This is a genomic window from Brevundimonas sp. NIBR11 (assembly GCF_027912535.1).
Lineage (GTDB): Bacteria > Pseudomonadota > Alphaproteobacteria > Caulobacterales > Caulobacteraceae > Brevundimonas.
Map to the genome: position 1 here is coordinate 1,815,144 of NZ_CP115465.1, position 14,882 is coordinate 1,830,025.

At 67.2% G+C, this 14,882-nt stretch carries 13 protein-coding genes; 5 read left to right on the forward strand and 8 right to left on the reverse strand.

Translation table 11 applies throughout. The annotated features are described in order from the left end of the window. Window positions 1-9 precede the first annotated feature (9 nt). On the forward strand, window positions 10-2,949 hold the full coding sequence (gene uvrA, locus O5O43_RS09270) for an excinuclease ABC subunit UvrA (protein ID WP_271083605.1): 2,940 nt from the start codon (window positions 10-12) through the stop codon (window positions 2,947-2,949). 6 nt (window positions 2,950-2,955) lie between these two features. Here the strand turns inward: uvrA and O5O43_RS09275 are convergent, their stop codons facing one another. From O5O43_RS09275 to O5O43_RS09290, 4 genes are all read right to left on the reverse strand, one after another. After that, window positions 2,956-3,924: a CPBP family intramembrane glutamic endopeptidase gene (locus O5O43_RS09275; RefSeq protein ID WP_271083606.1), complete on the reverse strand. Its 969-nt coding sequence runs from the start codon at window positions 3,922-3,924 to the stop codon at window positions 2,956-2,958. A 34-nt stretch (window positions 3,925-3,958) separates the two neighbouring features. After that, complete coding sequence (locus tag O5O43_RS09280) at window positions 3,959-4,849, reverse strand: hypothetical protein (protein WP_271083607.1); 891 nt, start codon at window positions 4,847-4,849, stop codon at window positions 3,959-3,961. Between the two features lie 22 nt (window positions 4,850-4,871). After that, window positions 4,872-5,369, reverse strand: coding sequence for a hypothetical protein (locus O5O43_RS09285; protein ID WP_271083608.1), 498 nt, complete (start codon window positions 5,367-5,369; stop codon window positions 4,872-4,874). A 97-nt stretch (window positions 5,370-5,466) separates the two neighbouring features. Then, the gene (locus tag O5O43_RS09290; protein WP_271083609.1) at window positions 5,467-6,276 is read right to left on the reverse strand and encodes a hypothetical protein; all 810 of its coding nucleotides are present in this window, start codon (window positions 6,274-6,276) and stop codon (window positions 5,467-5,469) included. A gap of 101 nt (window positions 6,277-6,377) precedes the next feature. Here O5O43_RS09290 and trmFO point away from each other — a divergent pair, with 101 nt between their 5' ends. Together trmFO and O5O43_RS09300 are read left to right on the forward strand one after the other, a co-directional pair. Continuing rightward, window positions 6,378-7,763 carry a methylenetetrahydrofolate--tRNA-(uracil(54)-C(5))-methyltransferase (FADH(2)-oxidizing) TrmFO gene (gene trmFO, locus O5O43_RS09295; RefSeq protein WP_271083610.1) on the forward strand — a complete coding sequence of 462 codons (1,386 nt, stop codon included), beginning with the start codon at window positions 6,378-6,380 and terminating at the stop codon, window positions 7,761-7,763. Window positions 7,764-7,765: 2 nt separating this feature from the next. Further along, window positions 7,766-8,641, forward strand: coding sequence for an oxygenase MpaB family protein (locus tag O5O43_RS09300; RefSeq protein WP_271083611.1), 876 nt, complete (start codon window positions 7,766-7,768; stop codon window positions 8,639-8,641). A gap of 257 nt (window positions 8,642-8,898) precedes the next feature. On the opposite strand, the gene fni is transcribed toward O5O43_RS09300, so the two are convergent. Continuing rightward, window positions 8,899-9,918, reverse strand: a complete 1,020-nt coding sequence (gene fni / locus O5O43_RS09305) for a type 2 isopentenyl-diphosphate Delta-isomerase (protein WP_271083612.1) — start codon at window positions 9,916-9,918, stop codon at window positions 8,899-8,901. A gap of 65 nt (window positions 9,919-9,983) precedes the next feature. On the opposite strand from fni, the gene O5O43_RS09310 reads away from it, so the two are divergent. Both O5O43_RS09310 and O5O43_RS09315 read left to right on the forward strand, forming a co-directional pair. After that, entirely contained in the window at window positions 9,984-10,481 is a 498-nt protein-coding gene (locus tag O5O43_RS09310; protein WP_271083613.1) for a sterol desaturase family protein, read from the forward strand. Continuing rightward, window positions 10,478-11,194 carry a fatty acid desaturase gene (locus O5O43_RS09315; protein ID WP_271083614.1) on the forward strand — a complete coding sequence of 239 codons (717 nt, stop codon included), beginning with the start codon at window positions 10,478-10,480 and terminating at the stop codon, window positions 11,192-11,194. The genes O5O43_RS09310 and O5O43_RS09315 overlap by 4 nt, the downstream gene beginning before the upstream one ends. Here O5O43_RS09315 and O5O43_RS09320 read toward each other — a convergent pair. The 3 genes from O5O43_RS09320 to crtY are packed head-to-tail and all read right to left on the reverse strand — an operon-like array spanning window position 11,191 to window position 14,791. Beyond that, on the reverse strand, window positions 11,191-12,132 hold the full coding sequence (locus tag O5O43_RS09320; protein WP_271083615.1) for a phytoene/squalene synthase family protein: 942 nt from the start codon (window positions 12,130-12,132) through the stop codon (window positions 11,191-11,193). The two genes, O5O43_RS09315 and O5O43_RS09320, sit on opposite strands and share 4 nt — an antisense overlap. Next, window positions 12,129-13,631, reverse strand: a complete 1,503-nt coding sequence (locus O5O43_RS09325) for a phytoene desaturase (protein ID WP_271083616.1) — start codon at window positions 13,629-13,631, stop codon at window positions 12,129-12,131. The genes O5O43_RS09320 and O5O43_RS09325 overlap by 4 nt, the downstream gene beginning before the upstream one ends. Then, window positions 13,628-14,791, reverse strand: coding sequence for a lycopene beta-cyclase CrtY (gene crtY / locus O5O43_RS09330; RefSeq protein WP_271083617.1), 1,164 nt, complete (start codon window positions 14,789-14,791; stop codon window positions 13,628-13,630). The genes O5O43_RS09325 and crtY overlap by 4 nt, the downstream gene beginning before the upstream one ends. Window positions 14,792-14,882 lie beyond the last annotated feature (91 nt).

A 14,882-nucleotide genomic window follows, 5' to 3' on the forward strand; every position in this document is an offset into this window, starting at 1 on the left:
CCGGACAGCATGACCGAAAAGCACAACTTCATTCGCGTGCGTGGCGCGCGCGAGCACAATCTCAAGGGCGTGGACGTCGACATCCCGCGCGAGAAGCTGGTCGTGATGACCGGCCTGTCGGGGTCGGGCAAATCCTCGCTCGCCTTCGACACCATCTACGCCGAGGGCCAGCGGCGCTACGTCGAGAGCCTATCTGCCTATGCGCGTCAGTTCCTGGAGCTGATGGGCAAGCCGGACGTCGACCTGATCGAGGGCTTGTCGCCGGCCATTTCCATCGAACAGAAGACGACGTCCAAGAATCCGCGCTCCACGGTCGGCACGGTGACCGAGATCCACGATTACATGCGCCTGCTGTGGGCGCGCGTCGGAGTGCCCTATTCGCCCGCGACCGGCCTGCCGATCGAGAGCCAGACCATCTCCATGATGGTGGACAAGCTGACGGCCCTGGACGAAGGCGAGCGGCTGCTGCTGCTGGCCCCCGTCGTTCGCGGCCGCAAGGGCGAGTACAAGAAGGAGATCGCCGAGTGGCAGCGCGCGGGGTTCCAGCGCCTGAAGATCGACGGCCAGTTCTACGCCATCGAGGACGCCCCGACTCTCGACAAGAAGTTCAAGCACGACATCGACATCGTCGTGGACCGGATCGTCACCAAGGCGGGGCTGGAAGCGCGCTACGCCGACAGTCTGCAGACCGCCTTGGGTCTGGCCGACGGCATCGCGGTCGCGGAGTGGGCCAATGCCGCCGAGGGCGAAGAGCCGCGCCGGATGACCTTCTCCGAGAAGTTCGCCTGCCCGATGTCCGGCTTCACCATCGCCGAGATCGAGCCGCGGCTGTTCTCGTTCAACAACCCGTTCGGCGCCTGTCCGGTCTGCGACGGCCTGGGGGTCAAACTGGCCTTCGACGCCGATCTCGTTGTGCCGGACCGTGATAAAACCTTGCACAAAGGCGCGGTCGCCCCGTGGTCGCGTGGGCCGTCGCCCCTTTATACGCAGACGCTTCAGGCGTTGAGCCTGCACTACGGCTTCTCGATGGACGTGCCGTGGCGCGACTTGCCGAAGAAGGCGCAGGACGTCATTCTGCTCGGCACCGGGACCGAGAAGATCAAGTTCGTCTACGACGACAACGCCCGGAAGTACGAGGTCTCCAAGCCGTTCGAGGGGGTGATCCCCAACCTCGACCGCCGCTGGCGCGAGACGGACAGCGCCTGGGTCCGCGAGGAACTGGGCCGCTTCCAGTCCGAGACCCCCTGCGACGCCTGCCACGGCAAGCGCCTCAAGCCCGAGGCCCTGGCGGTCAAGGTCAGCGGCAACGACATCGCCGAGATCTCGATGCTGTCGATCAAGAAGGCGTTCGACTGGGTTTCGGCCCTGCCCGACCAGCTGACCGACAAGCAGATGGAGATCGGCCGCCGCATCCTGAAGGAAATCTCGGACCGGCTGCGCTTCTTGAACAACGTCGGCCTCGACTACCTCAGCCTGTCGCGCTCCTCCGGCACCCTCTCCGGCGGCGAAAGCCAGCGCATCCGCCTGGCGTCCCAGATCGGGTCCGGCCTGACCGGCGTCCTCTACGTCCTCGACGAGCCCTCCATCGGCCTGCACCAGCGTGACAACACCCGGCTGCTGGAATCGCTGATGGGCCTGCGCGACCTCGGCAACTCGGTCCTGGTGGTCGAGCACGACGAGGAGGCGATCATGACCGCCGACTACGTCATCGACATGGGCCCCGCCGCGGGCGTCCACGGCGGCCAGATTTGCGCCGAAGGCACCCCCGCCGAAGTCATGGCCAATCCGAAGTCGCTGACCGGCAAATACCTGACCGGCGAACGGGAGATTGAGATCCCTCGTGACGGCCGCCGTCCGATCAATCGCAAGAAGCTGCTCAAGGTCTCCGGCGCCAGCGGCAACAACCTGAAGAATGTCACCGGCGAGATTCCGGTCGGGGTCTTCACCTGCATCACTGGCGTGTCGGGCGGGGGCAAGTCGACCTTCACCATCGAGACCCTCTACAAGGCCGCGGCCCGTCGTCTGAACAACGCGTCGGACGCCCCCGCCCCCTTCGACCGGATCGAAGGCCTGGAGCATTTCGACAAGGTCATCGACATCGACCAGTCGCCGATCGGCCGCACTCCGCGTTCGAATCCGGCGACCTACACCGGCGCCTTCGGGCCCATCCGCGATTGGTACGCGGGCCTGCCGGAATCGAAGGCGCGCGGCTATGGTCCCGGCCGGTTCAGCTTCAACGTCAAGGGCGGGCGCTGCGAGGCCTGTCAGGGCGACGGTCTGATCAAGATCGAGATGCACTTCCTGCCGGACGTCTACGTCACGTGCGATGTCTGCAAGGGCAAGCGCTACAACCGCGAGACGCTGGAGATCGTGTTCAAGGGCAAGTCCATCAGTGACGTGCTGGACATGACGGTCGAGGAGGCCGCCCGCTTCTTCAACGCCGTCCCGCCGATCCGCGACAAGATGCAGACGCTGGAGCGTGTGGGTCTGGGCTACGTTCAGGTCGGCCAGTCGGCGACGACCCTGTCGGGCGGCGAGGCCCAGCGGGTCAAGCTGTCGAAGGAGCTGTCGAAGCGGGCGACCGGCAAGACGCTCTACATCCTGGACGAACCCACCACCGGCTTGCACTTCGAGGACACCCGCAAGCTTCTGGAAGTGCTCCAGGAGCTGGTCGAGAGCGGCAACACCATCGTGGTGATCGAGCACAATCTCGATGTCATCAAGGTCGCCGACTACCTGTTGGACTTCGGGCCCGAGGGCGGCGACGGCGGCGGCGAGATCGTCGCGGTCGGTACGCCGGAAGAGGTGGCGAAGAACGACAAGTCCTGGACCGGCAAATACCTCAAGGACGTGCTGGACCGGCACGAGACGCGTCGCAAGGCGCGGGTCGCGGCCCTGACCGCCGAGGCTCCGAAGAAGACGAAGGCCAAGGCGAAGGCCGACGCCTGATCGTGATCAGGTCGCGGGCGTCTCGGAGGTCTCAGCAAGCCTGGGCGCGACCGGCTCCGGCGTCGCATGGCCGTTGAACGGGCCGCGCATCACGACCCAGAGGCTGGCGCCCAGCAGGATGACCGTCGTCACCACGCTGGCCTCAGGCCCGAAGGTCGCGCCCGTCAGCCACCAGGGCGCACCGTCGGCTGCCGTCAGATCGACGACCAGCGGCTTCACGTCCATCACATGGCCGGACACCTCCAGGCCGAAGCCGAGGCCCAGCAGCCAGTTCCAGGCCGCGTGCCAGCCGCACACGCCCCACAGCGACCCCTCGCGCGCGGCGTAGAGGCCGATGAAGGCGCCGAACAGGACGATGTTGACGACTCCCAAGGCCAGCTCCTTCGTCGGCTCGATGTTCCCGGCATGGACCAGGCCGAACAGAACGGCGTTGACGATCAGGGCTATGACCAAGCCGTGGCGCGAGGCGATCAGCTGCATCAGCCAGCCCCGGAAGACGATCTCCTCGGTCGAGCCCTGGACGATGAAGCCCAGCAGGAGCGCGCCGATGGGAAGGAGGGCGGCCACGGCGCCTTCCGAGGCGAAGACCCCGCCGGCCTCGCTCCGATAGCCGCCGGCGACCCAGATCACGCCGATTATGGCCACAAGGAAGGCCAGCCCCACGGCATAGCCGCTCAGGAAACGCTTCAGTCCGTTCTCGTTGAAGCCGATGGTCGACAGCGGCCGCCGCTCGAACCACAGGACCCAGCCGCTGACCATCAGGGCCGCCAGGCCAAACATGACGACCAGCATGTAGAAATCGCCGAGCCAGCCCGAGCTGGTCCCCTCGGTGTCCATCAGGCCCAGAGCGACGCCGGGGATCACGCCGAGGATCTGTCCGGTGATCATGAAGGCTATGCCCAGCACGACCGCGGCCACGCTCCAGGTGCGGCGATGGCGCGCCGGTCTCGGCGCGTAGAGTTCGATACCGGCCATCCAATCCCCTTGTGGCTTTGGCGTCAGCGCGCCGTCACTCGTGCGGCAGGCCCTTCAGGTCGCGGTAGGCGGCCGAGAACGGCGCATACAGCACCGCCAGTTGCAGAGCGCCCTGCAAGGCATTGACGAGAACCCAGACGATCACGACGGGCGCCGCCTGCTGAAGGATTTCGAGCGTCGAACGTCCAGCATAGGCCATCAGGCCCGACTCCCCGCCGATGGCGATCGTCGCCGGAAGAGCCACGACGCTGACGAGCAGTGAGACGAGCATCGACATAACGCCGGCGAGGATCGCCATTCCGAGCAACGATGGGGTCTGGCCCTTGGTGAGGGCGAAGGAGGCAAAAGGCGCGATGCGTTGTTCGGCCACCGTGATCGGCACCGCCAGGCTCAGACGCACCGTCAGCCAGAGCAGCGCCCCGACCGAAGCGCATCCGAACAAGATCAAGACCAAGATGGCGACGCCCGCATTGACCGCTTTCGCCAGCTCGACCAGCACGCCGGTCAGGCCGAACAGCAGCATGCTGGCCCCCAAGGTCACGATGAACAGGACGACGCTCACGGCCAGGACCCGAAGCTCGTCGCCGCCGAGCCGGAGATAGCCGAACGCACTTTCCGACGGCCTCAGCACTGCGCGGGCGACAGCGGCGCTGGTCACCGAGCCGAGCACCAGCAGCAGGGGTGCCAACAACCATATGATGCCCGCCGAGCTCTCGCCTAACTGTTCGATCTCGGTGGCGGACGACGCCCCTTCCGTCATGTTGGCGATCATGGCCGCCATCATCGATGTCAGCGGCCCGCCGAAAAGTCCGAACACGACACCGTACATCAACGCATAGGCCAGGCCCCAGAACAGGACGGCGAGCGGATGACGGCGGACGACGCGGAAGCCCTCGAAGGCCGCTTCGGTCGCTGAAAAAGTCATCGAATCCCTCCCTGAATCCTGCTCACGAGGGTTGTAGCGCATCCACGCGCGGCGCGTCTTGAACGATCGCAGGCGCGGCCGGGACCGCCTGGTGCGCAGCGACCCCGTCCAGCAGCTGTCGCGCCGCCACGACAGACGGTGCGGCGTAGAGCGCCATGACCCAGCCGAAGCCGATCGAGAACGGGACGGCCGTCAGCACTAGCGGGATCAGCATCGGCTGCAGGTCGGCGACGGTGTCGACGTCTGATGGCCAGACGACACCCTGACCGAAGAAGCCGCCCGCCAGGATGCCCCCGACCGCCGCATTCATCAGGATGGCGCTGATCATGTAGATTACCCAGACCATCACCAGATATATCAACACATTGAGGCCGTTGATCGCGGCGCTGAGCCGTGACAACTCCTCTGCAGACGGCGAGGTCGCTCCGAAGTACTGCCCCAGCGCCTCCCAGCCGTCCGGCTCGCCGAGCGGGAGGGCCTCCAGGAGGGGCGTCATCAGGATGTAGCTGACGGCCGACACGCCATCATCAGCAGCCCCCAGACGAACAGGTACAGCGGCCTACGGCGCAGCATGGCGAACGGCGCGCTGAGGGCGTCGCTGAAAGAGAAGCTCGGCTTCATCGCTTGGGCTCCTCGGGCGACCAGTATTCGAGTTGGCGATAGGCGGCGCCCAGGAAACCGAGCGTCAGGGGCAGTTGCAGACCGACCAGTCCGAGCACGCAGACGACCTGCCCCGCCTTTCCGACCAGCAGACCCGTCCCCATCAGGACCAGCAGCACGATCTTGGGCAGGGCGGTCACGATCAGCCCGGCCAGGATCTGCCAGAAGCTGCCGTAGGCGATGCCCATGGAGTTCAGCGACACCATCTGGCGACGGCCCAATGTCGCGGGCGCGAACAGCGACAGCCGCACGATCAGCAACAGGGGGACGGCGACGGCGCCCAAGCCCAGAGCCGCCAGCACACCCAGCTTCCAAGGCTCGCCGACGGCGGCCCAGTCACGCACCTGGATGGCCTGAACATTCAGCTCCGCCATGCCGAAGACGGCCAGCACCACCAGAGCCAGGATGCAGACGATCATGGCCAGGAACAGCAGACACAGAAGGGCAGCGCCGATGAGCCGCGCCTCGGGCAATCCAGCCTGCAGCCCCAAGGGCCCGAGCCCCAGCCGGCGCGCTCCGCCGAGATCATCGCTGATCGCCAAACGCGACAGGGCGCCCACGGCGAGCACGGTCATAACGATGGCCGCCAGCCCCCACAGCCAGACCATCCAGCCTGTCGGCGCCCAGACCGCCGGAACCAGCCAGGCGGCGGCGCACAGGGCCAGGGCTCCCGCAGCCCTCCGCCACAGCAACGGCAGGACCGCCAGCGTGCGACCCAAGGCGATCCGGAGCTTCAGGCGCCGGCCTCCCACATCCTTGTGGCTCATCGGGCCCCCTCGCCGAGCGTTCGCACCATCATAGCGGGCGATAGCACAACGGGACCAGACATCTGCTGACGAACGGCGCCTGCGTGTCTAAGAAGCCGCCCATGACCGACCTCTCCCCTATTCATGTCATCGGCGGCGGCCTCGCCGGTTCCGAAGCCGCCTGGCAGATCGCTTCCGCCGGCGTCCCCGTCGTCCTGCACGAAATGCGCGGCGTTCCTGGCGTCAAGACCGACGCCCACCACACGGATGGTCTGGCCGAGCTGGTTTGTTCCAACTCCTTCCGCTCCGACGATTGGGAATACAACGCCGTCGGCCTGCTGCATCAGGAGATGCGTGAACTGGGCTCGGTCATCATGGCCTGCGCCGGCGACCACATGGTTCCGGCCGGCGGGGCCCTGGCCGTCGACCGTGACGGCTTCTCCCAGGCCGTGACGGCGAAACTGGAAGCCCACCCCCTGGTCACCATCCAGCGGGAGGAGATCGCCGGCCTGCCGCCTGAGGAGTGGGACAATGTCATCGTCGCCACCGGCCCCCTCACCTCCCCCGCCCTGGCCGAGGCCATCCTGTCGCTGACGGGCGAGGAATCCCTGAGTTTCTTCGACGCCATCGCCCCCATCGTCCACGCCGACTCGATCGACTTCGACATCGCCTGGCGTCAGTCGCGCTACGACAAGGAAGGCCCCGGCGGTGACGCAGCCGCCTACGTCAACTGTCCGATGAACAAGGAAGAGTACGACACCTTCATCGACGCCTTGATCGACGGGCCCAAGGCTGAGTTCAAGGAGTGGGAGAACGTCCCCTATTTCGACGGCTGCCTGCCCATCGAGGTGATGGCCGAGCGCGGTCGCGAGACCCTGCGCCACGGCCCGATGAAGCCTGTCGGCCTGACCAACCCGCGCGACCCGCTGGTCAAGGCCCACGCCATCGTCCAGCTGCGTCAGGACAATGCGCTGGGCACCCTGTTCAACATCGTCGGCTTCCAGACCAAGCTGAAGCACGGGGCCCAGGCCGAGACCTTCCGCATGATCCCGGGCCTGCAGAACGCCCAGTTCGCCCGCCTCGGCGGCCTTCACCGCAACACCTATCTGAACAGCCCGCAGCTGCTGGACCGACAGTTGCGCATGAAGTCGATGCCGCGCCTGCGTTTCGCCGGTCAGGTCACGGGTGTCGAGGGCTATGTCGAAAGCGCGGCCACAGGCCTGCTGGCCGGGCGTCTCGCCGCCGCCGAGCGGCTCGGAAAGCCATTGGACGCGCCCGCCGCCCACACCGCCATCGGCGCCCTGGTCGAGCACATCACCGGGGGCCATCTGGCCGGCGCGAAATTCCAGCCGATGAACATCAACTACGGCCTGCTGCCCCCGCTCGACGCGCCCAAGGTCGACGAGGAGGGCAGGAAGATCCCGCTGAAGGAACGCGGCCGGGCCAAGAAGCGGCTCATGAGCATCCGGGCGCTCGAGGCGCTGAAGGCCTGGCGCGACGCCGCCTGAGCATGTCCCCATTCAAACCCGTCAAGGTCACGATCCGGCGTCGGATCAACGAGCTCTTCAACGACTACGAACGCGGGGAGCGGCCGGCGCTGCGTCGCGCCGACGCCCTGTTCCCGACCGACGCCGTCGCCTGGCGGGTCAATGGCGACATCGTCACCATGATGATCGGCGGGGTGTCGGGCCTGCTTTTGCAGATGCTGCATCCAGCGGTGCTGGCGGGCGTCTGGGACCACTCCGACTTCCGCGCTGACATGCACGGTCGCCTGCGCCGGACGGCGAAGTTCATCGCCGTGACCACTTTCGACCATGCCTCGGCGGGACAGGCCGCCATCGATCGGGTCAAGAGCATCCATCGAAAGCTCGGAGGAACCCTGCCCGACGGCACGCCCTACAAGGTCGACGATCCGAGCCTGCTGGCGTGGGTCCACGTCACCGAGATCAAGAGCTTCCTCGACGCATGGGTCCGCTATCAGGATCGCGACATGTCTGCGGCGGATCAGGATGCCTATTTCGACGAGATGGCCCGCATCGGTCTGGCTCTCGGCGCCGACCCCGTGCCCCGAAACCGCGCGGAGGCCGAAGCCCTGATCCAGTCTATGCGGCCGCAGTTGAAGGCCGACGCCCGCACGCGCGAGGTCGCCGCCCTGGTGATGGGCCAGCGCATCGGCGGCGCGGCCGAGGGGGTCGCCGCCAGTCTCGTCATGGCTTGCGGCGCGGACCTTTTGCCGGACTGGGCGCGCCAGATGCACGGCCTTCCGGCCGCCCTGCCCGCCCAGAGGTTCGGCGCCCGGTCCCTGGCGCGCACCCTGGACTGGGTCTATCAGGGCTCGCCCAACCGCAAGGTCTGGCCCGACGACACCACCGTCTGGCCGGAGTGAGGTCGCTAGGCAGCGACCCAACTCCAGGTGAACAAGGCCGCCTGCGCCGCCGTCGCGACCACCAGCCCGCCCACTAGCCACAACTCGAACCGATCGGCCCTGGCGCGCGTGCACAAGGTCGACGGACGCGTGGGAAACGCGTGAACGGTCACAGTCGGGCTCCGCACAATCTCAGATGACATTTGGAACGTATAACAACTTTAACGGGATTTATAGTCTGGCGTCACCCGCTCTGCGTGGCGGCAGGGTCAGCAGATTTACTGAAGCGGAGCCGTTCTCAGCGCCTGGAGGCTGGCCGAGCCAGTACAGAAGCAGACCGTGCGCAGCTGGCGGATGACGGTCTGGAAGTGAGCGACCACCGCCTCGGTCGACACCGTCGCGGCCTGAAGCACCCCGGCCGCCTGCCCGACGATATCGGCGCCCAGCCGGATGGCCCTGGCCGCATCGACCCCGTCGCGTACGCCGCCAGAGCCGATCAGGACGATATCCGGGCAGACCGCGCGAACCTGCGCGATCGCCGTCGCCGTCGGATTGCCCCAGTCGGCGAAGGCCAGGGCGTGGGTCTTGTCGGCGGGATCGGTGGCGCGCTCGCCCTCGATCAGTCCCCAGTTCGCGCCGCCCGCGCCCGCGACGTCCAGCGCCGCCACGCCCATCTCAGCCAACCGCCGCGCGGTCGCGCCCGACAGTCCCGCCCCCGTCTCCTTGACCACCACCGGCGCGTCGAGCCGACGCACCAGCGCCTCCAGCGCCGCGCCGACGCCCCACCAGTCGCGATCACCCTCCGGCTGGCAGGCCTCCTGCAGAGGGTTCAGGTGCACGATCAGGGCGTCGGCGCCGATCATCTCGATGGCTCGGCGCGCCTCGTCGACGCCAAACCCGCGCGTCAGCTGCGCCGCGCCGATATTGGCCAGGATCGGCGTGTCCGGCGCCCGGCGACGCAGCGACTGATCCAGACCGGCGCCGACCCCCTCCAGCGCCGCACGTTGCGACCCCACGGCCAGGGCGATGCCCAGGGTCTGCGCCGCCTCGGCGAGGTGGGCGTTGATCGCCTCGGCCCGCGCCGGCCCGCCGGTCATCGAACTGATCAGCAGGGGCGCCTTGAGCCGCCGTCCCAGAAAATCGGCGCCGAGGTCGATCTTGGCATGATCCAGATCCGGCAAAGCCTCGTGCACGAAGCGGATGGCGTCGAAACCCGCATCCCGCGCATGGCGCCCGCCGCCCGCCAGGACGACGTCCAGATGCTGGTCCTTGCGGTCACGGATCGCGTCGTCGGTCATGTCGGATTGCTTAGCCGCACCCGGCCGAGGTTGGAACAGCGCGCGCCGAGGCGTAGTGTCCGTCCATGCTCCCCGTGTGGTTCGTCCTCCTGACCTTGGCCGTCTTCTTCCTGATGGAAGGCGTCGCCTGGTGGACTCATCGCTACATCATGCACGGCCCTCTCGGCTGGGGGTGGCATCGCGACCACCACGAGCCCCACGACAAGACCTTCGAGACAAACGACCTCTATGGCGTCGTCGGCGCGATCGTCGGCACGGGCCTGTTCGTCCTGGCCTGGCTGACCGGGCTGTGGTGGGTGCGGGCCATCGCTCTGGGCGTCACCCTGTATGGCCTGGTCTATGCGTTCATCCACGACGGACTGGTGCATCAGCGGTGGCCCTTCCACTGGATGCCGCAGAACGGCTACGCCCGCCGTCTGGTCCAGGCCCACAAACTGCATCACGCGGTGCAGACGCGCGAGGGCGCGGTCTCTTTCGGTTTTGTCTTCGCCCCGAACCCCCATCGGCTGAGCGCCATTCTCAAGGCCCGCCGCGCCGAGCGCGCCGGCCAGGTTGCCGAGTGACCGCCGCGCGTCAAACCGCCATCGGCCTGACCCTCGCCGCCCTGATTTTCGGGGGGTGGCTGTCGCTGCATGTCTGGGGCGTCTTCTTCCAACCGCTGACCTGGCCCGCGATCGCCGTCGCGCCCCTGCTCATCCTGACGCAGAGCTGGCTCGGAGCCGGCATGTTCATCGTCGCCCATGATGCGATGCACGGATCGCTCGCGCCGGGACGTCCGCGCCTCAACGCCGTCGTCGGACAGGTCTGCGTCGGCGCCTACGCGGCCTTTTCGTATCGCAAGCTCAACGGCAGTCATCATCAGCACCACCGCACGCCGGGCCGCGACGGCGACCCCGACTTTCATGCGGCCCGACCGGCCGCCTTCCTCCCGTGGTTCTATGGGTTCTTCGTCCGATATTTCGGCTGGCGCGAGTTCGCCATCGTGACGGCGGTGCTGGTCGCCTATCTGCTGATGGGCGCCCGACTGGCCAACCTGATCCTCTTCTGGGCGATTCCGGCGGTCCTGAGCGCGCTTCAGCTGTTCGTCTTCGGCACCTGGCTGCCGCACCGGCACGTCGGGTCAGGCCCCGACTTCGCCGACCATCACAATGCGCGCACCATTCCGATGCCGTGGCTCGCGTCGCTGCTGACCTGCTTCCATTTCGGGATGCACCACGAGCACCATCTGTCGCCCACGACGCCGTGGTGGCGACTGCCGGAGCTCGGGCGGCGCTAGACACGCGTCCAGAGCGCCGGTCGGGGCGGCGGCGCCCTGCCCCTGTCGAGCGTCTGGGTCCAGACCGCGATCAGCGCGCCCCGCCCGAACAGCCACAGCTTCATCGCCTTGCCGACCGACACGCGCTCGACCCAGACCCCCGGCCCCCGCCGGCGCACCTTGCGGCCGATCTCGCGGTAGACGCCGCGCGCCGCCGCGATGGCCATGGACGAGCGGAACGGCAGGCCGCGCAGACCGTCCCGGGCGCTGTCGTAATAGGGTTCGGCCGCCGCCAGCAGCCGGTCGGTCACGGCATGGACCACGGCCCGGTTGGCGGGATCGGCCACGGCGTCGGCCGTCGGTTCCAGCCCCGCCTCCACCAGCCAGTCGGACGGCAGATAGACCCGCCCATCCTCCGCATCCTCGATCACGTCGCGCGAGATATTGGTTAGCTGGAAGGCAAGCCCCAGATCCTGCGCCCGGCGCAGCACCTCGGGGTCCGTCACCCCCATCACCCGCGCCATCATCACCCCGACGACCCCCGCGACATGCCAGCAGTAGGCCATGACGTCGTCCAGCGTCCGGTACTCCCGATGCTCCACGTCCATGGCGAAGCCGTCGATCAGATCCATCGCCCACCGCTCGGGCAGGCGGTGACGGATCGCGACCCGCTGGAAGGCGGCGAAGGTCGGGTCGGGCATGGGCTCGCCCGTCATGGCGCGCCGTGTCATGTCGTACAGCCGGGCCAGGCGCCGCTGCTGCTCCTCGGTCGTCAGATCCTCGTGGCCGAAGCCGTGGTCCTGACCGTCGATCTCGTCGTCGCAGGCCCGGCACCAGGCATAGAGCAGCCACGCATCCTCGCGAACGGCCGGCTCGAACAGCCGCGAGGCCGAGCGAAAGCTTTTGGACCCCTTGGTGATCGAGGCCTTGGAGGCGGCGAGAACGGCGTCTGCAGTCATGGAACCTTCGCGGCCTGTTCCAGCATCAGCCCCGCCGTCGCCTTGGCCGAACCGACCACGCCGGGAATGCCCGCCCCCGGATGGGTGCCGGCGCCGACGACATACAGGTTGGAAATGACGTCGTCGCGATTGTGCGGCCGGAACCAGGCGCTCTGCGTCAATATGGGCTCCAGGGAGAAGGCCGAGCCCAGGTGGGCGTTCAGGTCCTCCTTGAAGTCCGCCGGCGTCCAGATCCGCGTCGTCACCAGATCGCGGCGCAGGTTCGGGATGTACCGCTCCTCAAGGTAGTCGATGATCTTTTCGCGGTACTCGGGGCCTTTGGTCTCCCAGTCGATGTCGGCGGCGCCCAGATGAGGCACGGGCGACAGGACGTAGTGGCTGCTCATTCCCTCGGGCGCCATCGACGGATCGGTGGCGCAGGGGGCATGCAGATAGAGTGAGAAGTCTTCGGGCAACGTCGGCCCCGAGAAGATTTCGGAGATCAGTTCGCGATAGCGGGGTCCGAAGCAGATGGTGTGGTGGGCCAGTTGCTTCTGCGGCTGCGACGTCCCGAAATGCAGCACGAACAGCGACATCGAGAACCGCTTGGACCTCAGCGACTTCGCCTTGGCTTGCCCGCGCGGCGTCCGGCCCAGAAGCTTGTCGTAGGTGTGGACCACGTCGGCGTTCGACGCGACCATGTCGGCCGACAGGGTCTCGCCGCTGTCCAGCACGACGCCCGTCGCCCTGTCGCCTTCGGTCTCGATCCGCTCGACGGAGGTGTTCAGACGCACCGTCCCGCCCAGATCCTCGAAGGCCTTGACCAGACCGGCGATCAGAGCGCCCGTGCCGCCGCGCGCAAACCACACCCCGCCGCGCCGCTCCAGCGCGTGGATCAGGCCATAGACGCTGCTCGTCTTGAACGGATCGCCGCCCACCAGCAGGGTGTGGAAGCTGAACGCCTGCTGCAAGTGCGGATCCTGGATATGCTTGGCGACCATGGTGTGGACGCTGTTCCAGCTTTCCAGCCGCGCCAACTCGGGCGCTGCCTTGATCATCGACCAGAACGACTGGAACGGCACCGCGCCCAGTTTGACGTAACCCTCCTGATACAGCTCCTCCGAATAGGCGTGGAAACGGTTGTAGCCCTCGACATCGGCCGGGTTGAACGACGCGATCTGCCGCTCCATCGCCGCCTGGTCGTCGTTGTAATCGAACGACTTTCCGTCCTCCCAGCACAGCCGGTAGAAGGGATCGACGGGCATCAGTTCGGCATAGTCTGACAGGGACCGCCCCGTCCCCTCGAAGAGTTCCTCCAGACAGTCCGGGTCGGTGATGACCGTGGGACCGGCGTCGAAGGTGAAGCCCTGTTCCTTCCAGACGTAGGCGCGGCCGCCGGGTTTGTCCCGCTTCTCGATCAGGGTCGTCTGCACCCCCGCGCGCTGGAGGCGGATGGCCAGGGCGATGCCGCCAAAGCCCGCGCCGATCACTACAGCGCGCTTGGCCGTCACGTCTCTCATAGGCTTCCCTTGCCGGTTTCCCGGAGTTGTTTCATCGCCCGACCGACCGGGACCGGCGGCTTGCCCGCCAGAATCCGTACCTTGTCCAAGGCCGTCGATCGCCCCGCATAGAAGCGCCTGACGAGCGCTTCCGACAAGCCGTAGAAGCGTCGCAGCACCCTCCAGCGTTCCCCCGGATCGGCGGCCCGGAACAACATTCTGTCCAGCAGCCGATAATAGGCCCGATCGGCCCACAGCCGCTTGGAATATCCCTCGACCAGACGTCGCAGACCGGCCGAGCTCAGGTCGTCCGCACCGGCGACCAACCGCGCCACCGCAACCGCGTCCGGCAGGGAGTACCCGGTCGTCGGATGAAACAGCGCGCCGGCCAGCCCGACCTTCGCCACATCCGGTCCCTCGGCCCAGAAGCCGTCGATATCGCCGTCAAGGGCAATGGGCAGAACGCCCTCCTCCTCGTCCGTCACTGCCTCGACCGTCCAGCCGCGCGAGCGGATGTAGGCGTCGATGCGCCGGTTCAGGAGCGCCCGGTCCAAGGTGGCTGCATCCACATAATAGGTGTCCTCGATCAGCACCGTCCGCGCGTCGAAGGGCAACAGATAGACGAACCGATAGGCGTCCCCCTGCGCCACCGTGGCGTCCATGATGGTAGGGCGGGTCAGGCCATGGGGTTGGGTCAGCCGCACGGTCCGACCGACGAAGAGCTGCCAGCCGAGGTCCAGATGTGAGGTCGGTCGGGGCCCCCTCGCGTCGATGACGGCGGGCGCGGTCAGCACCCGTCCGTCCGCCAGGGTTATCCCATCGGTTCGCACCTCGACCGCGTCGCCCGTGACCAGGCGGTCTTCTAGGAGCGGTGCGACCGCCTCATGCAGTCGGTCCGACGTCAGGCTGTTGTACGGCGTTTTCAGCGTGCGGCTCAGTCCCGGAAAGTACACCTCGTACCCGTCCGGCCATCGATGCGGCGTCGCCGGTTCCAGCCAGGCACGATCCTCGGCCGAAACGTCGCCGTCAAAGAAGGACCAGGTGTGTTTGCCGCCCAGCCGCCCGTCACGCTCGACCACCAGAACGCGGATGTCCGGGCGGTCGATGGCCAGCCGCCAGGCGATCAGGCTGGACGCCAGCCCGCCGCCGACGAGGATCAGGTCAGGGTCGGCGGAGGCCATGCGCCATCCTTAAACGAAACCGGCCCCGACGCGAACGCATCGGGGCCGGTTCTTTTGGCCATTTCTGCGCAGGACCGCAGAAATCCGCATA